The sequence below is a fragment of the Mesorhizobium sp. USDA 4413 genome, assembly GCF_056280365.1.
Genome location: NZ_JBVPRP010000001.1, coordinates 1,765,591 through 1,785,470 on the forward strand (window position 1 = coordinate 1,765,591; position 19,880 = coordinate 1,785,470).

The following is a 19,880-nucleotide window of genomic DNA, read 5'->3' on the forward strand; positions in this document are numbered from 1 at the left end:
TACGGTCGGCAGATTGCGGGAGCAGGTTCGATGGAACAGCGCCGGTCATCGCAGAGCTTCAAGCGTAAGGAACTGGTCGCCAAGCTCAACGCCACGGGCGTGCGCGCCTTCAAGGCCGCGGCCGACACCGCCAAGCTGCGCGGCAATCCCTATGTCGAGCTCGCCCATTTCATCCAGCAGCTGGTGCTGTCCGAGCGCTCGGACGTGCAGATGATCCTGGCCGACGCCGGCATCGATGCCAGCCGGCTGACGGCCGACATGACCCGTGCCATCGACAAGCTGCCTTACGGCGCCACCTCGGTGGAGGAATTCTCCGATCACATCTTTCACGCCATCCAGGAGGGCTGGAACCTGGCGACGCTGGAGTTCGGCGTCGAAGAGGTGCGCAGCGCCCATATCCTGCTTGCCTGCCTGAAAACGCCGGCGCTGGAAGGCCTGGTCTCCAAGATCAGTGCCGAGTTCGACAAGATCGACACCGACGGTGTCATTTCCCGCTTCGCCGATGTCACCGAAGGCTCGCTCGAAGCCGGCTCACCTCCCGTCGAACCCGCCAGTGAGACGCCCATGAAGCGTGGCCCGGGCGCGGATTCGGCGCTGGCTAAATACGCCACCGACCTCACCCAGCGCGCCCGCGACGGCAAGATCGATCCGGTCGTCGGCCGCGATCCGGAAATAAGGCAGATCGTCGACATCCTGATGCGACGCCGCCAAAACAACCCGATCCTGACCGGTGAGGCCGGCGTCGGCAAGACGGCGGTCGTCGAGGGATTTGCGCTGCGCATCGCCCAAGGCGACGTGCCGCCGACGCTTCAGAATGTCAGCGTGCGCATGCTCGATGTCGGGCTGATGCAGGCCGGCGCCAGCGTCAAGGGCGAGTTCGAGAAGCGGCTTAAGGCAGTCATCGACGAGGTCCAGGCCTCCGAGGTTCCGATCATCCTGTTCATCGACGAGGCGCATACGCTGATCGGCGCCGGCGGCGCGGCCGGCACCGGCGATGCGGCCAACCTCTTGAAACCGGCATTGGCGCGCGGCGAGCTGCGCACCATCGCGGCCACGACCTGGGCCGAGTACAAGCAGCATATCGAGAAGGACCCGGCGCTCACCCGCCGTTTCCAGGTGGTCAAGATCGACGAGCCTTCGGAAGCGGTGGCCGTGCTGATGCTGCGCGGCGTCGCGGGCGTCTTGGAGCAGCACCACAAGGTGCAGATCCTGGACGAGGCGATCGAGGCGGCGGTCTCGCTTTCGCATCGCTATATCCCCGCCAGGCAACTGCCGGACAAAGCCGTCAGCCTGCTCGATACCGCCTGCGCCCGCGTCGCGGTCTCGCAGCATGCGACGCCGGCCGAAGTCGAGGACATCCTGCGCCGCCGCCAGGCGCTGGAGGTCGAGAGCGGCATCATTGGCCGCGAGGCGGCGATCGGTATCGACGTCGCCGACCGGCAGGCCCGTGTCGATGCCGGGCTGGCGGAAACCGAGACGACCTTGGCCGCCGCCCAGGCGCGCTGGGACCGGGAAAAGGCGCTGGTGGCCGAGATTCTCGACCTGCGCGCCAAATTGCGTGGCGAGGGCGTGCCGCTCGACGAGGCAGCGGACGAAGAGGCCACTGCGGAGACGGCGAATGCGGAGAGCGCGGAAAAGGCGCCCGAGCAAAAGGCTTCCGAAAGCAAGATTGGCGAGAGCAAGGCTGACGAGACCAAGAAAATCAAGGCCTCAAAAGGTAATGGGGCCAAGGGTGCGAAGGCCGAAACAACTTCAGCCGAGCCGGCGGATGAAGCCGCTGCCAATCTTGCGCGGCTGCGCGACCTGATGGCCGAGCTTGCCACCGCGCAAGGCGAGACACCGCTCATCCTGCCGTCGGTCGACCGCAATGCGGTCGCCGCCGTGGTGCAGGATTGGACCGGCATTCCAACCGGACGCATGCTCTCCAGCCAGACCGAAAAGGCGCTCAGGCTCGCCGCGACCCTGTCCGAGCGGGTGGTCGGCCAGGACCATGCGATGGAGATGATCGCCAGACGCGTGCAGACCAGCCGCGCCGGCCTCGGCGCGCCGGAAAAGCCGGTCGGCGTGTTCCTGCTTTGCGGCCCCTCCGGCGTCGGCAAGACCGAGACCGCACTGGCGCTGGCCGAGACGCTTTACGGCGGCGAGCAGAACCTGATCTCGATCAACATGTCGGAGTTCCAGGAAGCGCACACCGTCTCGACGTTGAAGGGCGCGCCGCCCGGCTACGTCGGCTATGGCAAGGGCGGCATCCTGACCGAGGCCGTCCGCAGGAAGCCCTATTCGGTGATCCTGCTCGACGAGGTCGAGAAAGCGCATCCCGACGTGCACGAAATATTCTTCCAGGTCTTCGACAAGGGCATGATGGACGACAGCGAAGGCCGCCGCATCGATTTCAAGAACACGCTGATCCTGCTCACCTCGAATGTCGGCTCCGACGTCATCATGGACCGCACCAAGAACGGCACCGTGCGGACCGGCATCGACGATCTCGACGCCGCGCTGCGCGCCCCGCTGCTGAAGGTCTTCCCGGCCGCCTTCCTCGGCCGCGTCGTCACGATACCCTACTATCCGTTGTCGGATTCCATGATCGAGGCGATTGCCCGTCACCAGTTCGGCAAGATCGCGCGCCGCCTCAAGGCCACCAATGACGCCGAGCTGGTGATCGGCGACGGCGTGATGGACCTGGTCAAGGCGCGCTGCACCGAGATCGAATCCGGCGGCCGCATGATCGACGCCATCCTGACCAACACGTTGCTGCCGGAGCTGAGCCGCGGCGTGCTCAACCGCTCGCTCGAGGGCAAGACGATGGCAAAAGTCACCGTGGGCGCCTCGGCGGAAGGATTTACCTACTCGTTTGAATAGGCCTCCACGGTGAGGGAAGCCGTCCTCAGATGGACCAGAGCGCGCCGCCGTCGCAGGCAACGGCCTGGCCGGTGATGTAGGAGGCGCGATCGGAGGCGAGGAAGGCAGCCAGTGCCGCGAACTCTTCGGGACGGCCGATGCGCCTGGCCGGTATGGCCTGGCTCACTTTTTCGAGATCGAGCTTCGCGTCCGCCAGCCTCTCGGTCAGCGTATAGCCCGGCATCAGCGCGTTGAAGGTGATGCCGTTGGCTCCTTCTTCCTTGCTCAGCGTGTTGACCAGCCCGTGGATGCCGGCGCGCAGCGAGTTGGAGAGTGCGAAGCGGTTGATCGGCTCCTTCGCGGCGATGGAGGTCACGAACAGCACGCGGCCCCATTTCTTCTCGCGCATCGAAGGCAGCACCGCCCGCACGATCTCCACCGCGCTCATGAACAGATTGTCGAACGCGGCGCGCCATTGCTCGATGGTGATCTCGTCGAAGGGTGCGGTGGGCGGGCCGCCGGTGTTGACCACCACGATATCAGGTGCGCCCAGTGTCGCCGTGGCGCGCTCGACCAGCTCCGTCGCCGCGCCCGGCTTCGCCAGGTCGCAGACGAGTGCCGTCGCGCCGATCTCGCGGGCGGTCTGTTCCAGCGTCGCGGCGGTGCGGGCGCAGATCGCCACGCGCGCGCCCTCGTCCAGCAATTCCTTGGCCACGGCGCGGCCAAGTCCCTTCGACGCGCCCAACACGAGCGCGTTCCTGCCCTTCAATCCAAGATCCATCCGTTCTCTCCGATGATGCGGCGGCTCAGGCGCCGCTGACCTCGACGCTGCCGAGGCCGGCAATGTCGAACCGATAAGAAAATGCCTTGTCGGGGAAGCGCGTGCGCACGATGCTGCCCGTCATGACGATGTCGCCCGCCTTCATGCCCCTGCCGGAGGCGCCGAGATGGTCGGCCAGCCAGGCCAGCGGCTCATAGGGATGACCGAGCGCATCGGCGCCGACTCCTCTGCCGATCTCGACGCCGTCCTGGTAGACGATTGCCTCGACTTTCTCCAGCGCTGCCGGCGGGGCGACGAAATCGCCCAGCACCACACCGGCATTCCAGGAATTGTCGGCGACCAGTGAGCGCACGTCCAGCACCGAATAATCGGCGTGGCGATCGTCCACCACCTCGACCGCCGCGCAGACGCCATCGACCGCCGCGGCGACCTCTTCGCGCGTATAGGGTGCGGCGCGCGGCGCAAGATCGCGGCCGAGCCGGGCGCAGATCTCGAATTCCACGCCGAGATGGCCGTAACCGGTCAGCGAGAGCTTGGCTCCGCTATGCATCACCCGCCGCCCGAAAACAGTGCCGGCGACGGGATGGTCGATCCCGCACATGCTCTGCATGCTGTGCGAGGTCAGGCCGATCTTATAGCCGGCTATGCGATCGTCGCCGATGATCGCCCCGACATAGGCGTCCTGCACTTTGTAGGCGGAGGCAAGGTCCGACAATCCCTTGATCGTCACGAACTGCGTGTTGTCTCGATGGCCGCGCACCAGCGCTTGTGCGGCCCCAGCGATATCGAATGCCATGTCAGATCTCTCCATTCCCGTCCGACGGTCCGCTCGCCGATTGCCGAACCAGTTCGTCATCAGCCGCCGACCGCCTAAAAACGCGATGCCTGCTGCATCAAGATTTCCCGGTCTAGACCAATTCCAGGAAAAGTGTGAGCGATCAGGCTCGGCGACTTCGCCATATCAGCCTGCCGGCCAGTATCGGTCTCGTTGGACCAAGTGGCACAAAATCTGTGAAACACGCGGGAGCGTGCCATACGCTTTGAATGGACACAGGTGTACATTCACGCTAGATGTGCGCTTGACGCTGCTTTGGGAAATTCGGCACCAACAGCAAAGCAGGTATCTTTAAGGGGCGATCGATGCACATGTTCGAGCTGGAGACACGGCAGCCAGGCCCTTGCGGTGGAGCTCCGGCCCGTGACGGCGGTTTGCGCGCATGACGAGGCAGTATTCGGCGCTTTCGCTCTTCAAGGAAGGCATCGCCGGTCAGACCGGTTGGGAAAAGGCCTGGCGCTCTCCCGATCCGAAACCGCGCTACGACGCGATCATCATCGGCGGCGGCGGGCATGGACTTGCCACCGCCTATTATCTCGCCAAAAATCACGGCATCACCAATGTCGCGCTCCTGGAGAAGGGCTGGATCGGCGGCGGCAACACCGGCCGCAACACCACCGTGGTGCGTTCGAATTACTTCTACCCTGAAAGCGCGGCGATCTATGGGCTGGCCCACAGCCTCTACAAGACGCTATCGACGGACCTGAACTACAATGTGATGTTTTCGGCGCGCGGCATCCTGACCCTTGCGCACAGCGAAGCCGGAATGGAGACCGCCGCGCGGTCGGTCAACGCCATCCAGGTCAACGGCATCGATTGCGAGTTGTTCTCGGTCGAGGACGTGCGCCGCGTCGTGCCGATCTATAATTTCAGCCCGGATGCCCGCTTCCCGGTCTATGGCGGCACCTGGCAGCCGAGCGGCGGCACCGCCCGCCACGACGCCGTCGCCTGGGGCTACGCACGCGCGGCGAGCCGTCTCGGCGTCGACATCATCCAGAACTGCGAGATTACCGACTTCATCATCGAGAATGGGCGCTGCCGCGGCGTCGTCACCTCGCGCGGCGCAATCCGGGCCGAGCGTACGGGCATGGCGGTCGCCGGCCATTCGTCGGTGCTGGCGGCGAAAGCGGGATTCCGGTTGCCGGTCAATTCCTACGCGCTGCAGGCCTGCGTGTCCGAACCGGTCAAGCCGGTCATAGACACGGTGGTGATCTCGCCGGATACGGGCGTCTATGTCAGCCAGTCGGACAAGGGCGAACTGGTGATCGGCGGCGCGCTCGACCGCATCCCGTCCTACGGCCAGCGTGGCAACCTGCCGGTGCTGGAAGGCGTGATCGCCGGTATGCTCGAAATGTTTCCGATCTTCGGCCAGTTGAAGATGATGCGGCAATGGGCCGGCATCGTCGACGTCGTCCCGGATTCCTCGCCCATCATCGGCGAATCGCCGCTGCCCGGCCTTTTCCTCAATTGCGGCTGGGGCACGGGCGGCTTCAAGGCGATCCCCGCAGGCGGCACCCTGCTTGCCCATCTGCTTGCCACCGGCAGGCATCACGACATCAGCCGGCCCTTCGATCTCGACCGCTTCGCCCGCGGCCGCCTGATCGACGAGGCCGCCGGCTCCGGCATCGCCCATTGAAGGTATAGAAAAGATGCAGCTCTTTCCCTGCCCGTTCTGCGGGCCGCGCGAAGAAAGCGAGTTTCACTATGGCGGCGAGGCCGGCAATCTGAGGCCCGACGGCAGCGAGGTGACCGCCGAGCGCTGGGCCGGTTATCTTCACATGCGCGACAATCCGAAGGGACCGGCCCGGGAGATCTGGGTGCATCTGACCTGCGGCGAGTTCTTCGCGATGGGCCGCGACAGCGTCAATCACAAGGTGTCGGCCTCTTCCTTGCTCGGCGAAGCGGAGCATGGACGATGAGCGCCTCCCGTCTCACCACCGGCGGCAGCGACATCGACCGCGGCCGCCCGCTGAGCTTCACCTTCGACGGCAGGCACGTGGAGGGTTTTGCGGGCGACACGATCGCCTCCGCCCTGCTCGCGAGCGGCCAGGCCGTGGTCGGCCGCAGCTTCAAATACCATAGGCCGCGCGGCATCTGGGGCTCCGGTGTCGAGGAACCCAACGCGTTGGTCGATGTCGAGAGCGCGGTCGGCCGGGTGCCGAATGCGCGCGCCACGACCGTGCAGGCCGCAGACGGCATCAAGGTCAGGAGCGTCAACGCTTTGCCGACGGCTGAGAACGACCGCAACGCGGTTCTGGACCGCTTCGCCCGCTTCCTGCCGGCCGCCTTCTACTACAAGACCTTCATGTGGCCGGACTGGCACCTGTTCGAGCCGCGCATCCGCGCGATGGCCGGACTTGGCGTCGTCGACAGCGACTGGCAGCCGCGCCAAGTCTCCGATCAGGTCAACCACCATTGCGACGTCCTGGTGGTCGGCGCCGGGCCCGCCGGCCTTGCCGCGGCGGCCAGCGCGGCGGCGGCCGGGCACTCGGTCGTCGTGGCCGACGACAGGACGCATCCCGGCGGGTCGCTGCGCCATCGCGCCGGCGAAGTCGATGGCGTCGAGGGCAAGGCGTGGGTCGAGACGACTGTTGCCAGGCTGAAGAGCGGGGGACAGCTCGTGCTGAGCGAGACGACCGCTTTCGGCCTTTACGACCACAACCTGGTCGCGCTCAACCAACGCCACTCCGACGGCCGGCCGGACACGCTTTGGCGCGTGCGGCCGCGCCGTATCGTGCTGGCGACGGGCGCGATCGAACGGCCCGTGCCGTTCGCCAACAACGACCTTCCCGGAATCCTGTCCGCTGATGCCGCGCTCAGCTACCTGCGCCGGCATGGCGTGCTTGTCGGCCGGGAAATCGTCGTCGCGACCAACAACGACAGCGCCTATGAGCCGGCCTTGGCGTTGGCCGCGGCCGGCGCTTCGGTGACGGTAGTCGATTGCCGGCGCGACGGCGGTACGCAAGCGAAAGCCGGCATTCGTATTCTGGCCGGCCGGACGGTTGTCGCGGCGCGCGGGCGCAACGCCGTCCAGGGAATCCTGTTGGACGATGGCACGACGCTTGGCGTCGATTGCGTTCTGGTCTCCGGCGGCTGGACACCCACCGTGCACCTGTTCTCGCACGCGAAAGGCAAGCTCGCCTGGAGCGACGAGCTTGCGGCCTTCATTCCCGGCGAAGCCATTGATGGGATCGGCGTCGCCGGCTCCGTGGCCGGCACGGTCTCGCTTTCTGACGCTTTGGCCAGCGGCGCCGCGGCCGCCGGCGACTTCGGATCGTTGTCGCCGGCGCCTCGCGGTACTGGAGCGGAAGCAACATTGGGCGTCGTCAGCCTGTGGCCAAAGCCCAAGGCCAAGGGTCGCGTCTGGATCGACTATCAGAGCGACGTCACCGCCAAGGACGTCGAGCTCGCGGCGCGGGAGAACTTCGTCTCGGTCGAGCACCTGAAGCGCTACACCACGCTCGGCATGGCGACCGACCAGGGCAAGACCTCGAACCTCAACGGTCTGGCGCTGCTGGCGGATATCACCGGACGCGGCATCGCGGAAGTCGGCACCACGACCTACCGGCCGCCCTTCACGCCTGTTCCCTTCGCCAGCCTGGCCGGGTCGCGCCGCGGCAGCATGCACGCCCCGGTCCGCCGTCTTCCACTGGAGGCAAACCATCGCGCCGCCGGCGGGGTGTTTCAGGAATATGGCGGTTGGCTGAGGCCCGCCTATTATGGCGGCGGTGAAGCCGGCGCCTCGATCCAGGACGAGGCACGGCGCGCCCGGCAGTCGGTCGCGCTTTTCGACGGCTCGACGCTCGGCAAGATCGAGGTGATCGGCCCGCACGCGGCCGAGTTTGTCGATTTCATCTATTACAACACCATGTCGACCCTGAAGCCGGGCCATTGCCGCTACGGCTTCATGCTCTCGGAAAATGGCGTCGTCTTCGATGACGGCGTCCTGGTCCGCCTGGACGAGCATCGCTTCATCGTCTCCTGCTCGTCGTCGCATGTCGCCGCGGTCCACACGCGCCTCGAAGAATGGCGGCAGGACCGCTTTGGCCGCGATGCCGTTTATATCCACAACGCCACCGCGCAATACGCCACTTTGACCGTTTCGGGCCCGAATGCGCGCCAGGTCGTCGAAGCGCTCGATCTGGGTGCAGCGCTGGACGATGCCAGCCTGCCGCATATGGCCGTCGCCGCCGGCCGCTTTGCCGGCGACGAGGTGCGCATCGCCAGGGTTTCCTTCACCGGCGATCGCAGCTACGAAATCTCCATCCGCGCCGATCGGGCGGAGGCGCTCTGGGCAAGGATGCAGCAGGAGGGCCGCGCCTTCGACGCCGTGCTGCTCGGACTTGAATCGCTGATGATCCTGCGCGCCGAGAAGGGCCACATCGTCATCGGCAAGGACACAGACGGCACAACCATGCCGCACGATCTGGGCGTCGCCGGACCGCGGACCAAACGCGCCAGCGAGTTCGTCGGCCGGCGCTCGCTTTTCACGGACGCTGGAAACAGCAAGGACCGCAATCAGCTCGTCGGCCTTGCGCTGCGCGAAGGCGAGGCGCCGCTGGCGACCGGCGCGCATGGCGTGGAGAAACGAGACGGCCGCCTCAGAAGCATCGGTTTCGTCACCTCCAGCTACCAGAGCCCGACCCTGGGACGCCCGGTTGCGCTCGCGCTCATCGAACGGGGCGCGGCGCGGCACGGCGAAACCATCGACGTTCAGCATCTCGGCGTCGTGCGGCAGGCGACGATCGTCGCGCCTTGCGCTTTCGATCCGGAAGGGAGGCGGCTCCATGCGTAACCTTGCCGAAAAATGGCCGGCGGCGCCCGACTGGGCCACGTCCACGCTCAACAAAGGCGGCGTCAGCGTGCGGACGCTTGGCGGGCTGAACCAGTTGCTGGTCAGCGGCGACCTCGCTGCCTGGTCGAAGGCGTCAAGGCTTGCCGGCGAAGGCGTCGGCGCCGGCGCGATCGCCAGCGGCGACAAATACATGGTGCGGATCGCGCGCGACCGCCTTCTTGCGGTCGGGGAACAGCCGTTTCCCATTGCCGCCGGCTGGCACCCGGCCGGTTTCGCGGTCACGGCCATGGATGCGGCACTGCATGTGTTCGAGATCGAGGGGTCGGACCTGGAGCGCCTGATCGCCAGGGGCACGGCGCTCGATCCGGGAGCGGCAAGCCGCTCGGCTTCGATCCTTTTTGCCGGCGTCGGCGCTCTCTTCTACCGGTTCGGCAACCCCGATCGGGCGCGTCTCCATGTCGACCGGGGCCTTGCCCCCTATCTCTGGGAGTGGCTCGAACAGGTGCAAGTATTGTAGCGGGGTGGTTTCAGGTCTATCTAGCCGGCGTTCAAAACTTGGCCGGCCCGCTATGTTCTCCGATTCCAATGCTGATGAAGTCGTGCGGCGGCCCGGTCTGATCGGCAACACCAAGGTGACGCGCGAGGACTGGATGAAGCTCGCGCTGGAGACGTTGATCTCCGAGGGCGTGGAGGCAGTGCGCGTGCTTGCGCTCGGGCAGAAGCTGAACGTCTCCCGGTCCAGTTTCTACTGGTACTTCAAGAGCCGCCAGGACCTGCTCGACCAGTTGCTGGACTACTGGCGCAACAACAACACCCGTTTCATCGTCGAACAGGCCGGCAGGCCGGCCGTGTCGATCACACAGGCGGTGCTCAACGTCTTCGAATGCTGGCTGGATGAAGCGCTGTTCAATCCGCGGCTGGATTTCGCCGTGCGCGCCTGGTCGCGCCAGTCGGCAAAAGTGCATCGGATCGTCAACGAGGAAGACGATGCGCGGGTCGACGCCATCCGGGCGATGTTCTCGCGGCATGGTTATGCGGATACGGAAGCGTTCGTGCGGGCGCGCGTGCTCTATTTCACGCAGATCGGCTATTACTCGCTCGAGATCGTCGAGCCGGTCAGCAACCGTCTTTTCCTGACGCCGGCTTACCTGCTCACGCATACCGGCAAGAAACCGCGCGCAGGCGAGGTGGAGGCTTTCGCCGAAAAGATGCTGCTGAAAAGCCCCGGCTGACCCGCCCCGCCATTCGCGATCGCTTCAATTCAGATCGCATGGCCTCCGCGCCCACTATGACGACGCACTCAGGTCCGACGCAAATGGCAGCTTGGCGCCTCATTGCAGACGTCGGACAGCTATTGCCTGAACGCGGATTCCGTGTGCGGCCAGGATGGCTGAATGCAGTTTCCCTGCGCTCTGGATCGGAAATGCCTCAAACGGGATTGCATCCGGAATGCTCTTGTTGTACGAACGTTCAACAAGGCATTTGACGAGCGCCCACCGTGCTACGGACCGAGTTTCCCTTTGCCGTCGAAACCGTCGATCCATATTGGATCGCGCTGGCTGACGGCACGCGAATCGCCGCCACGGTGTGGCGCCCGCGCACCGACGCCAAGGTGCCCGTGGTGGTCGAAATGGTGCCTTACCGGCGCCGCGACGGCACCGTGGCCCGCGACATCGACATCCACCCCTGGCTTGCCGGCCATGGTATCGCCTGTGCCCGTATCGACATCCGCGGCTCCGGCGATTCCGACGGCGACCTGGCCGACGAATATCTGCCGCGCGAGCAGGAGGACGCCTGCGAGATCATCGCCCATCTGGCGGCGCAATCCTGGTGCAACGGCAATGTCGGCATGACCGGCATTTCCTGGGGTGGCTTCAACGCGCTGCAGGTCGCGGCGCGCCGCCCGCCGGCGCTGAAGGCCATCATCGCCAATTGCGCCACCGACGATCGCTATGCCGACGACATCCACTATATGGGTGGGGCACTGCTTACCGAGCAGGAAATGTGGTCGAACTTCATGCTGGTGAAGAAGGCGATGGCGCCCGACCCGCAGATCGTCGGCGATGCTTGGCGCGCCATGTGGATCAGCCGCCTGGAAGCGACGCGCTCGCTGTCGGAAATCTGGCTCGCCCACCAGCGTCGCGACGACTACTGGCGGCAGGGTTCGGTCTGCGAGGATCATGCCGCTATCGAATGCGCCGTCATGGCCGTCTGCGGCTGGGAAGACAGCTATTCGAACTTCGTGCCGCGCCTGCTGGAACATCTGCCGGGGCCGAAGCTCGGCATCGTCGGGCCATGGTCGCACGCCTATCCCTGCCGCGGCGCGCCGGGTCCGCTGATCGGCTATCTGCAGGAGGCGCTGCGCTGGTGGCGTCATTGGCTTTGCGGCGAAGACACCGGCATCATGAACGAGCCGCTCTACCGGGTCTGGATCACCGGCGAGGAGCGGCCGCGGCCTTTCTACCTTCCGGATCATGCCGGCAGTTGGGCAGCCGAGGACCAATGGCCGTCGCCACGTGTCGAACGCCGCGTCCTGCATCTGAACGCCGCCGGACTGAGCGGCCAAGCGGCGCCGGGCGCCACTCTGTCAGTATGCTCTCCCGCCACCGCCGGCCGTGACTGCGGCCGCTGGGGCGGCTATGGCGGTTCATGCCCCGACATGCCCATCGACCAGCGCCGCGAGGACGGCCTGGCGCTGTGCTTCGACACTTTGCCACTCGACGATGATCTGACGCTGCTCGGTGCGCCCGAGCTCGATCTGCTCGTCAGCGTCGACCAGCCGCATGTCAACCTTGCCGCCCGTCTCTGCGACGTCTATCCCGACGGCACCTCGGCGCTGATGACCTATGGCGTGCTCAACCTCAGCCACCGCGACAGCCACGAGCATCCGACGCCCTGTCCGATCGGAACGCCGTTCCGCGTCAGGCTCAAGCTCAACGATTTCGCCCGCACCATACCCAAGGGGCACCGCGTCCGGCTGGCGCTGGCCAACCAGCATTGGCCGATCCTGTGGCCGCAACCGAAACTTTCGCTGCTGTCGGTCGCGAGCGGCGACAGCAAGCTCGTTCTTCCGGTACGCCCCCCGTCGCCGCGCGACCGCGACGTCCGCTTCGAGCCGGCCGAAACCGCGCCGACGGTCCCGACCACGACGCTGGACGAAGGCTTCGACCGTCGCATCGTCACCGATAACGTCGGCTCGGGCCTGCAGATCATCGCCTTGACCTCGGACCATGGAAGCAGGCGCTACGACGATCGCGCCATCACCGTATCTTCCGCCAACAGCGACACGATGAGCATCAGCAGCGGCGATCCCCTCTCGGCAAAGCTCGTCACCGAATATCGATGGGCGATCACCAGCGCCGACGCCGATACCGAAGCGCGCGCGGTGACCGAGCTCACGGCTGATGAAACGCATTTCAACCTGAGTTGGCGTCTTGAAGCCCGAGAGCGGGGCAAGCTCGTCCACAGCGCCTCGGCGACACGGCGCATCAGGCGCGATTTCGCCTGAGGGACAGGGAGGAGGCCATGCTTGCATATGCAGTGAAGCGCATCGGTCTCGGTCTCCTGATCCTCGTCCTTGTCATGGTCGCCATGTATGCGGCCGTCTTCCTGGTCCCGGGCGATCCGGCAACCGTGGCGCTCGGTCCGCGCGCCACGCCGGAACTGAAGCGGCTGCTGATCGAGCGTATGGGGCTCGACCAGCCGGTCTGGTGGCAGATCGTCGAATTCTTCCGCAACGCGCTGACCGGCAATCTCGGCTACGACGTCTGGTCGAACCGGCCCGTTTCCACGCTGGTCCTGGAGGCGTTGCCGAACACGCTCGTCCTGGGGCTGACGGCGCTCGCCGTGGCGCTCCTGATCGGCGTGCCGCTCGGTTGCCTGTCGGTGATGCGGCGCGGCACGGCCGCCGATGCCGCCATCGGCGTGCTCTCGGTCGGTGTCATCGCCGTGCCGTCCTTCGTCGTCGCCATCTACTCGCTGCTGCTGTTTGCCGTCACGCTTCGCTGGCTGCCGGCCATCGGGGCGGGCGAGACCGGCGATTTCTTCAGCCATGCCAAGGCGCTGGTCATGCCAGCCGCCGCGATCGCCCTCGGCTGGATCGGCTATATAGCGCGCATGGTGCGCGCCTCGATGATGGAGGTGATGGGCGAGCCCCATATCCGTACCGCGCGTTCCTTCGGACTGCCGGAGTGGAAGATCGTCTCCAAATATGCGCTGCGCATCGCCATCATCCCGACCATCTCGCTGGTCGCGGTCGGCCTCGGCAGCATTCTGTCCAGCGCCGTCTTCGTCGAGGCGGTGTTCGCCAGGCCCGGCATCGGCAAGCTGATCACCGACGCCGTCAGCACCCGCAACTATCCGGTCGTCATGGGCACGGTGCTGATCATGACCGCCATCTATGTCTCCATCACCATCGCCGCCGATCTTCTCATCGCGCGGCTCGATCCGAGGGTCCGTGATGTCTTCCGTGGCTGAGGCCTCTCCATCCGCGCCCGATCGACAACGGCTTGTCCTGCTGCACGCACTGCTCGCCGACCCCTTCACCCGCGTGGCGCTGGTCCTGGTCGCCGGGTTCCTTGTCACCGCGATCTGCGCGCCCTGGCTGGCGCCCTATTCGCCGGTCAAGATCGATGTGCTGCACAAGCTGCAGCCGCCATCGGCGGAGCACTGGTTCGGCACCGATCATCTCGGTCGCGATCTCTTGTCGCGCGTCATCTACGGCGCGCGCACGGCACTCACTATCGCCATGGTCTCAGTGGCCATAGCCGGCGCCATCGGCCTGCTGCTCGGCCTCATCGCCGGCTACGGTCCGCGCTGGCTCGACGCCGTGCTGGTGCTGACCTTCGACAGCATGAATTCGCTGCCGATGATCATGTTTGCGCTTGCCATCATCACCGTGCTCGGCGCCGGCACCGGGACGCTCATCATCGTCATCGCCGCGACGTCCTTCCCAAGCTATGCGCGGCTCATCCGGGCCCAGACGCTGGCGCTGAAGAACAGCGACTACATCCTTGCCGAGCGCCTGCTCGACGCGAGCGCTTCGCGCATCATCTTCATCCACCTCCTGCCCAATGTCGTCGGTCCGCTGATCATCCTTTTGTCGATGGACATTCCGGTCGTCATCATGGTGGAGGCCGGCTTGAGCTTCCTCGGCCTCGGCGTGCGCCCGCCGACGCCGTCCTGGGGCTCGATCCTCTACGACGGCTACACCAGCATCCGCTCGGCACCCTTCATGGTGATCTTCGGCGGGCTGCCGCTGGTGCTGGCGACGCTCGGCTTCACCTTTCTCGGCGAGGGCCTGCGCGACTATCTCGACCCGCGCCTGCAACTGCGGAGGCCGGCATGAGCGGCTCGCTCGCGGCCAGCGGTCTCAGGGTCCGCTACGAAACACCGCATGGCAGCGTGCAGGCTCTTCGCCATGTCGACATCGAGGCGCATCCTGGCGAGGTCATCGGCATTGTCGGTGAGAGCGGCTGCGGCAAGTCCACTTTGGTCACCGCTCTGGCAAATCTCTTGCCGGCGAACGCCCGCATCGACGGGTCGATCCGATACAACGGCGTCGACCTGACAAAGCTCGATGCGCATCGCCAGCGGCTACTGCGCGGCGACGAGATCGCGCTGGTCGGCCAGGACCCGATGACGGCGTTCAACCCGGTGCTGACCATCGGCGACCAGCTCGTCGACTTTCAGCACCACCGTAAGGATCTCAGCCGCGCGCAGAAACGGGCCCGCATCGCCGCCATGCTCGGTCGCGTCGGCATCGCCGATGCCGAACGGCGCATGCAGAGTTATCCGCACGAGCTTTCCGGCGGCATGCGCCAGCGCGTGGCGATCGCCGCCGCCTTGCTGACCGATCCCGGCCTGCTCATCGCCGACGAGCCGACAACCGCGCTCGACGTCACCATGGAGGCGCAGATCATCCATCTGCTGCGCGAGCTCAGGCGCGAATATAACGGCATCATCATCGTCGTCTCGCATCATCTCGGCGTCATCGCCGAGCTCTGCGACCGCGTCTATGTCATGTATGCCGGCGAGGTGGTCGAGGGCGGCGAGGTCGACGCGATCTTCCACGATCCGCGTCATCCCTATACCCAGGCGCTGCTTGCCTGCGATCCCGCCCGCTTCCATGATCGGCTGGACAGGCTGCCGACCATTCCAGGGTCGTTGCCGAGCCTGACCCAACCATTACCGGGATGCGTTTACGCGCCGCGCTGCGATCGCGCCTTCACGCCATGCGGCTCCATTGCGCCACCTTTGACGAGGCTCACCGCATGCCATGCCGCCCGCTGCCACGCGGTGACGCCATGAGCCCGCTGCTTGCCGTCGAGGACCTCTCGGTCAGCTTCGTGCGCGGCAGCCTGCTCGACCGGCTGATCAACCCGTTCCCGTTGCCCGGCTTCAACGTCGTCGACGGCGTCACGCTGTCGCTCATGCCGGCCGAGACGCTTGGGCTGGTCGGTGAATCCGGCTCCGGCAAGACGACGCTGGCCCGCACCATCCTCGGCCTCATCCGGGCGGCAGCCGGTCGTATCGTGTTCGATGGGAGGGAGGTCGCGACGCCGTCCGACTTTCGCGCCATGCGCCGGCGCTCGGCGATGATGTTCCAGGATCCGGTCGCCTCGCTCAGCCCGCGCCTGCGCGTCGGCACGCTGCTCACCGAACCGCAGGTCATCCACGGACTGCCGATGCCGGATCGGCGCGCCGCGGCCAAGGCGATGCTGGCGCTGGTCGGCTTGCCCGACTCCTTCGTCGACCGCTTTCCGCATGAATTGTCGGGCGGGCAGGCTCGTCGCGTCGGCGTTGCGCGGGCACTTGCGATGAAGCCGCATCTGCTGCTTGCCGACGAGCCGACAGCCGGGCTCGATGTGTCGGTGCAGGGCGATGTGCTCAACCTGATCGGCGAACTCAAGCGCGAGCTCGGCTTCGCCGCCATGATCGTCACCCACAATCTGGCGATGATCCGCCATGTCAGCGATCGGCTGGCCATCATGTATCTGGGGCGGCTCGTCGAGACGGGACCGACGCAAGAGGTGTTCTCAGCCCCATTGCATCCCTATACCGCGACACTGATCCGCTCCGAACCGATTCCCGATCCGCGCCGGCGCAGCCACAACCCTGCCGTCACCGGCGAAATTCCGAGCGTGTTCCGGCGACCTTCCGGGTGCGAGTTCCACACGCGCTGTCCCCTCGTGCAATCCCGCTGCAAGACCGAGGCGCCGGTCTATCGGCCGATGGGGACCGGCCGCATGGTGCGCTGCCATTTCCCGCTGCAGACCGGCGGGCAAGAACGGGAAGTCGTCTTACGCGCTTCTTCCGCAAACCAAAGGGGAAACTGAGATGACGAAATGGACAATGGACAGACGTGCATTCCTGAAAGCCGCTGGCGTGCTGGGCGCCGGCGTGGCGATGAAGCCGGGCTTTGCCTGGGCGGCGGCCGGCGACACGCTGCGCATCCGCATGGAAGGCGATCTGCAGACGCTTGACCCCGCGTTCATGATCGGCGGTATCGAAGACGTCATGATGCGCGGCATTTATGTGTCGCTGAACCGCCTTGGCGATCTCAGGCAAGGTTCGCCATGGTCGCTGTGGGGTGCGGAGAAGCTCGAGCTGAAGGATCCGAAAACCATCGCCTTCACCCTGATCGATGGGCTGAAATGGTCGAACGGTCTTGGCCCGGTCACCGCCGAAGACGTGAAATTCTCCTATGAGCGCATAGCCGATCCGAAGCTGTCGTCGCCCTGGGCTTATCAGTTCGAAAAGCTGGACCGTGTCGAGGTCGTCGACGCCAGATCCGGCATCATCCACCTCAAGGACCCGTACCAGCCGATCTTCGTCACCAGCCTGCCTTACTATGGCGGCCACATCATCAGCCGCGCCGGCACCGAGAAGGCCGGCGGAAAATTCACCACCGAGCCGCCGGCGACCTGCGGTCCCTATCTCTTCTCGGACTGGCAGCAGAAGCAGAAGGTGACGCTGACCGCCAATCCTGACTGGCCGGGACCGAAGCCGGATTTCGGCAAGGTCGAGATCTATGTCGTCGCCGACGACCAAGCGGCGCAATTGGCCTACGAGGCCGATGCTTTCGACTACACCAAGATCGCCATTTCGGCGACCAAGGCCGTGAAGGCCAAACCGCCCGCCAACACCAGCCTCATCGAGGCGCAGTCGACCCGCTATGTCTGGCTGACGATCAACATGCTGAGCCCGCGCCTCAAGGATCTGAAGGTGCGGCAAGCCGTGCAGTACGGCGTCGACGTCGGGCAGATCCTGACCGGCGTCTATGACGATCTCACCAAGCGCTCCACCGGCGTCGTCCAGCCCGGCACGAAATTCGCGCGCCCGAGCAATCTGATCGCGGCGCCCGATTACGAAAAGTCCGCCGCCCTGCTCGCCGAGGCAGGCGTCAGCGACTTGTCGTTGACGTTGACGGTGATGAACGATTCGATCCGCACGGCGACCGCGCAGATCATCCAGGCGAGCCTCGAGCAGGCCGGCATCAAGGTCGAGATCCAGCCTTACGACGAAGCCGCCTTCTGGGGCGTCGGCGACAAGACGCAAGGCGACGGCTATAAGAACATCGACCTGGCGCTGATGGATTTCGCCGGCGGCGTCGACCCGTCCGAGAACCTCGTCTGGTTCCGCCCCGACCAGATCGGCGCCTACAATTGGTCCGGCTTCGACAGTCCCGAATTCGAGACCTGCTATCAGCAACTGATTGCCGAAAGCGACGAGGCCAAGCGCATCGCCTTGTCCAACCGCATGGAGGATTTGATGGAGCAGTCCGGCGGTTTCGTCTTCATCTGCCACCAGCCGCTGGTCGCGATTCATAGGACCGCATTCGAACCCGTCATCTATCCGGACGGTCACCCCAATCCTGTGCTGTTCAAGAAGACGGCGTGATCGCTTGATGGACAGGACGGGCGCAATCCATTAGCTGGGTTGCATGACGCAAGCCCAACCGGAAGATGCAAAAAGGAAGCGCGGCGCGAAGAAGGCGCCACGCTTCAGCCGCGAGCAGGCGGATGTGCGCCGCTCCATGCTGATCGAGGCGGCGACGCGGTGCCTGTCTGTCGGCGGCATCGGCGCCTTCACCATCGATCGCATCTGCAAGGAGGCCGGCGTCTCGCGCGGGCTCATCAACCATCACTTCGAAAGCCTCGACGGGCTGCTGGTCGAAGTCTACAAGTCCTCGCTCTATGCCAGCGTCAACAACCAGATCGGTGAAGCCAAGCGCCGCCGCGCCGAGGCGTCCGGCTGGCCCCCGGAGGCCGCGCTGGCTGCCCTGGTGCGGTCCAACTTCGCGCCGGAATATTTCAGCCGCGAGAACCTGCTGATCTGGCTGTCCTTGTGGGGTGAGATCGCCGTCAACGCTCGGCTCAAGGCGGCGCATCGCGAGCTCTACGACGCTTACCGCGCGGAACTTGCCGAAGACATCGCGGCGGTTGCCGTTGAGCGTGGAAGGGAGGTCGACGCTTCCGCGCTGGCGCGCAATTTCATTGCGCTGGTCGACGGGCTCTGGCTCGAATGGTGCCTCGACGAAAGCGTGGTGACGCCGCAGGCGGCGGAGGCGGCAGGGTTCGAGATGCTCGAAGCGCAGGTCGGACCGCTGCGGGACAGTTGAATGTGAGGGCAGCGCTGCTTTGCACCTTGCTGAGTAAGGCTGCCTCAACCTTTCTTGCTGCTTGGACAGCGGCTATCCGGTCATCTGCTTAAGCGCCTTGAGCAGGCGAACATGGGTGTGGGAATGATGGTGCCTGACATGAACGGCCGAATAGATGGGATGTGAAATCTTCGGCGCATCGGCGACGAACTCCGCCACGCCCTCCTGCCGCAATCTGGTCGCCACCGTCTCGGTGACGAAAGCGGTCCCGCCCCGGCTCCGCAGGAGATAGGCGACGGCGCCGCCATTTCCGGTCGAGACGGGGGTGTTCTCAAGCTCCGGCAGCATCTGCCTGTGGGCCCGGTTGAAGAAGGCCGAGTAGTTGGCCCGGATATAGTCGGCCGGCGTGACTGCGCCGAAGGTAAGGCCGCGCGTCGATACCATGACGAAATTCTCCTCGGCGATCTGCTCGTAATGCATGTCCGGCAGGTGCTGCGGCGAATAGAGCACCGCCAGATCGAGGCTGCCGGTTGTGAGATCGAGGATCATCTGGTTGGAGTAGTCGATCTCGACGTAGATCGCCAATTTGGGCAGCGTCGCCCGCACCCATTCCAGCCATCCTTCCAGCACGCGTTCATAAAGCTCGAACTGGATGCCGATGCGGATCAGTCGGTCGAACTGGCCGACCGCCTGGATTTCGCGGCGGGCGTCGAGCCAGCGCAGCCTGACCGCGCGCGCATGCTCCTCGAACCTCAGGCCGGCGACTGTCGGCTCCGTGCCGCTCTTGCCGCGGATGAAGAGCTGCTTGTCCAGCAGTGTCTCGAGCGTGCGGATGCGGCTCGAAACGGTGGACTGGGTGATGCCAAGGCGCTCCGCCGTCCTGTTGAAGTTGCGGCTTTCGATCAGGTCCAGGAATGTGTCCAAGAGTTCAATCTGCATCTCGGCTATCCAGCGCCAGCAATTCTCTCATGGCTAACGCTTTTCGGGCCGGTCCGACAACGGGTAATCGGATTCTTCGATTAACGTC

At 65.4% G+C, this 19,880-nt stretch carries 16 protein-coding genes; 13 read left to right on the forward strand and 3 right to left on the reverse strand.

Annotated elements, in window-relative coordinates:
* Positions 1 to 30: 30 nt before the first annotated feature.
* Positions 31 to 2,862, forward strand: coding sequence for a type VI secretion system ATPase TssH (gene tssH / locus ACVMIM_RS08615; RefSeq protein ID WP_476111583.1), 2,832 nt, complete (start codon positions 31 to 33; stop codon positions 2,860 to 2,862).
* A 25-nt stretch (positions 2,863 to 2,887) separates the two neighbouring features.
* On the opposite strand, the gene ACVMIM_RS08620 is transcribed toward tssH, so the two are convergent.
* Both ACVMIM_RS08620 and ACVMIM_RS08625 read right to left on the reverse strand, forming a co-directional pair.
* Entirely contained in the window at positions 2,888 to 3,622 is a 735-nt protein-coding gene (locus ACVMIM_RS08620; RefSeq protein WP_476111584.1) for an SDR family oxidoreductase, read from the reverse strand.
* Positions 3,623 to 3,647: 25 nt separating this feature from the next.
* Positions 3,648 to 4,418, reverse strand: coding sequence for a 2-keto-4-pentenoate hydratase (locus tag ACVMIM_RS08625; protein WP_476111585.1), 771 nt, complete (start codon positions 4,416 to 4,418; stop codon positions 3,648 to 3,650).
* A 421-nt stretch (positions 4,419 to 4,839) separates the two neighbouring features.
* On the opposite strand from ACVMIM_RS08625, the gene ACVMIM_RS08630 reads away from it, so the two are divergent.
* The 12 genes from ACVMIM_RS08630 to ACVMIM_RS08685 all read left to right on the forward strand — a co-directional run bounded on the left by ACVMIM_RS08630 (position 4,840) and on the right by ACVMIM_RS08685 (position 18,874).
* Entirely contained in the window at positions 4,840 to 6,093 is a 1,254-nt protein-coding gene (locus tag ACVMIM_RS08630) for a sarcosine oxidase subunit beta family protein (RefSeq protein WP_476111586.1), read from the forward strand.
* 13 nt (positions 6,094 to 6,106) lie between these two features.
* On the forward strand, positions 6,107 to 6,376 hold the full coding sequence (locus tag ACVMIM_RS08635) for a sarcosine oxidase subunit delta (RefSeq protein ID WP_476111587.1): 270 nt from the start codon (positions 6,107 to 6,109) through the stop codon (positions 6,374 to 6,376).
* Positions 6,373 to 9,252: a sarcosine oxidase subunit alpha family protein gene (locus tag ACVMIM_RS08640; protein WP_476111588.1), complete on the forward strand. Its 2,880-nt coding sequence runs from the start codon at positions 6,373 to 6,375 to the stop codon at positions 9,250 to 9,252. The genes ACVMIM_RS08635 and ACVMIM_RS08640 overlap by 4 nt, the downstream gene beginning before the upstream one ends.
* Positions 9,245 to 9,769, forward strand: a complete 525-nt coding sequence (locus tag ACVMIM_RS08645; RefSeq protein ID WP_476111589.1) for a hypothetical protein — start codon at positions 9,245 to 9,247, stop codon at positions 9,767 to 9,769. Before ACVMIM_RS08640 ends, ACVMIM_RS08645 begins: the two co-directional genes overlap by 8 nt.
* 52 nt (positions 9,770 to 9,821) lie before the next feature.
* The gene (locus ACVMIM_RS08650; RefSeq protein ID WP_476111590.1) at positions 9,822 to 10,484 is read left to right on the forward strand and encodes a TetR/AcrR family transcriptional regulator; all 663 of its coding nucleotides are present in this window, start codon (positions 9,822 to 9,824) and stop codon (positions 10,482 to 10,484) included.
* A 266-nt stretch (positions 10,485 to 10,750) separates the two neighbouring features.
* The gene (locus tag ACVMIM_RS08655; protein WP_476111591.1) at positions 10,751 to 12,760 is read left to right on the forward strand and encodes a CocE/NonD family hydrolase; all 2,010 of its coding nucleotides are present in this window, start codon (positions 10,751 to 10,753) and stop codon (positions 12,758 to 12,760) included.
* Positions 12,761 to 12,777: 17 nt separating this feature from the next.
* The gene (locus ACVMIM_RS08660; RefSeq protein ID WP_476111592.1) at positions 12,778 to 13,728 is read left to right on the forward strand and encodes an ABC transporter permease; all 951 of its coding nucleotides are present in this window, start codon (positions 12,778 to 12,780) and stop codon (positions 13,726 to 13,728) included.
* Positions 13,712 to 14,599, forward strand: a complete 888-nt coding sequence (locus tag ACVMIM_RS08665) for an ABC transporter permease (protein WP_476111593.1) — start codon at positions 13,712 to 13,714, stop codon at positions 14,597 to 14,599. The genes ACVMIM_RS08660 and ACVMIM_RS08665 overlap by 17 nt, the downstream gene beginning before the upstream one ends.
* On the forward strand, positions 14,596 to 15,561 hold the full coding sequence (locus ACVMIM_RS08670) for an ABC transporter ATP-binding protein (RefSeq protein WP_476111594.1): 966 nt from the start codon (positions 14,596 to 14,598) through the stop codon (positions 15,559 to 15,561). The genes ACVMIM_RS08665 and ACVMIM_RS08670 overlap by 4 nt, the downstream gene beginning before the upstream one ends.
* The gene (locus ACVMIM_RS08675; RefSeq protein WP_476111595.1) at positions 15,558 to 16,589 is read left to right on the forward strand and encodes an oligopeptide/dipeptide ABC transporter ATP-binding protein; all 1,032 of its coding nucleotides are present in this window, start codon (positions 15,558 to 15,560) and stop codon (positions 16,587 to 16,589) included. The genes ACVMIM_RS08670 and ACVMIM_RS08675 overlap by 4 nt, the downstream gene beginning before the upstream one ends.
* A gap of 1 nt (position 16,590) precedes the next feature.
* On the forward strand, positions 16,591 to 18,153 hold the full coding sequence (locus tag ACVMIM_RS08680; RefSeq protein ID WP_476111596.1) for an ABC transporter substrate-binding protein: 1,563 nt from the start codon (positions 16,591 to 16,593) through the stop codon (positions 18,151 to 18,153).
* Positions 18,154 to 18,196: 43 nt separating this feature from the next.
* Positions 18,197 to 18,874, forward strand: a complete 678-nt coding sequence (locus ACVMIM_RS08685) for a TetR/AcrR family transcriptional regulator (protein ID WP_476111597.1) — start codon at positions 18,197 to 18,199, stop codon at positions 18,872 to 18,874.
* 72 nt (positions 18,875 to 18,946) lie between these two features.
* Here ACVMIM_RS08685 and ACVMIM_RS08690 read toward each other — a convergent pair whose 3' ends face one another.
* The gene (locus ACVMIM_RS08690) at positions 18,947 to 19,792 is read right to left on the reverse strand and encodes a LysR family transcriptional regulator (protein WP_278047547.1); all 846 of its coding nucleotides are present in this window, start codon (positions 19,790 to 19,792) and stop codon (positions 18,947 to 18,949) included.
* Positions 19,793 to 19,880: the final 88 nt, after the last annotated feature.

Bases quoted from the DNA above. Each gene is read 5' to 3' on its own strand.
- tssH (WP_476111583.1), top strand. From the start codon at position 31: ATGGAACAGCGCCGGTCATCGCAGAGCTTCAAGCGTAAGGAACTGGTC.
- ACVMIM_RS08685 (WP_476111597.1), top strand. From the start codon at position 18,197: ATGACGCAAGCCCAACCGGAAGATGCAAAAAGGAAGCGCGGCGCGAAG.
- ACVMIM_RS08645 (WP_476111589.1), top strand. From the start codon at position 9,245: ATGCGTAACCTTGCCGAAAAATGGCCGGCGGCGCCCGACTGGGCCACG.
- ACVMIM_RS08690 (WP_278047547.1), bottom strand. From the start codon at position 19,792: ATGCAGATTGAACTCTTGGACACATTCCTGGACCTGATCGAAAGCCGC.
- ACVMIM_RS08625 (WP_476111585.1), bottom strand. From the start codon at position 4,418: ATGGCATTCGATATCGCTGGGGCCGCACAAGCGCTGGTGCGCGGCCAT.
- ACVMIM_RS08635 (WP_476111587.1), top strand. From the start codon at position 6,107: ATGCAGCTCTTTCCCTGCCCGTTCTGCGGGCCGCGCGAAGAAAGCGAG.
- ACVMIM_RS08630 (WP_476111586.1), top strand. From the start codon at position 4,840: ATGACGAGGCAGTATTCGGCGCTTTCGCTCTTCAAGGAAGGCATCGCC.
- ACVMIM_RS08680 (WP_476111596.1), top strand. From the start codon at position 16,591: ATGACGAAATGGACAATGGACAGACGTGCATTCCTGAAAGCCGCTGGC.
- ACVMIM_RS08650 (WP_476111590.1), top strand. From the start codon at position 9,822: ATGTTCTCCGATTCCAATGCTGATGAAGTCGTGCGGCGGCCCGGTCTG.
- ACVMIM_RS08660 (WP_476111592.1), top strand. From the start codon at position 12,778: ATGCTTGCATATGCAGTGAAGCGCATCGGTCTCGGTCTCCTGATCCTC.
- ACVMIM_RS08675 (WP_476111595.1), top strand. From the start codon at position 15,558: ATGAGCCCGCTGCTTGCCGTCGAGGACCTCTCGGTCAGCTTCGTGCGC.
- ACVMIM_RS08665 (WP_476111593.1), top strand. From the start codon at position 13,712: ATGTCTTCCGTGGCTGAGGCCTCTCCATCCGCGCCCGATCGACAACGG.
- ACVMIM_RS08670 (WP_476111594.1), top strand. From the start codon at position 14,596: ATGAGCGGCTCGCTCGCGGCCAGCGGTCTCAGGGTCCGCTACGAAACA.
- ACVMIM_RS08620 (WP_476111584.1), bottom strand. From the start codon at position 3,622: ATGGATCTTGGATTGAAGGGCAGGAACGCGCTCGTGTTGGGCGCGTCG.
- ACVMIM_RS08640 (WP_476111588.1), top strand. From the start codon at position 6,373: ATGAGCGCCTCCCGTCTCACCACCGGCGGCAGCGACATCGACCGCGGC.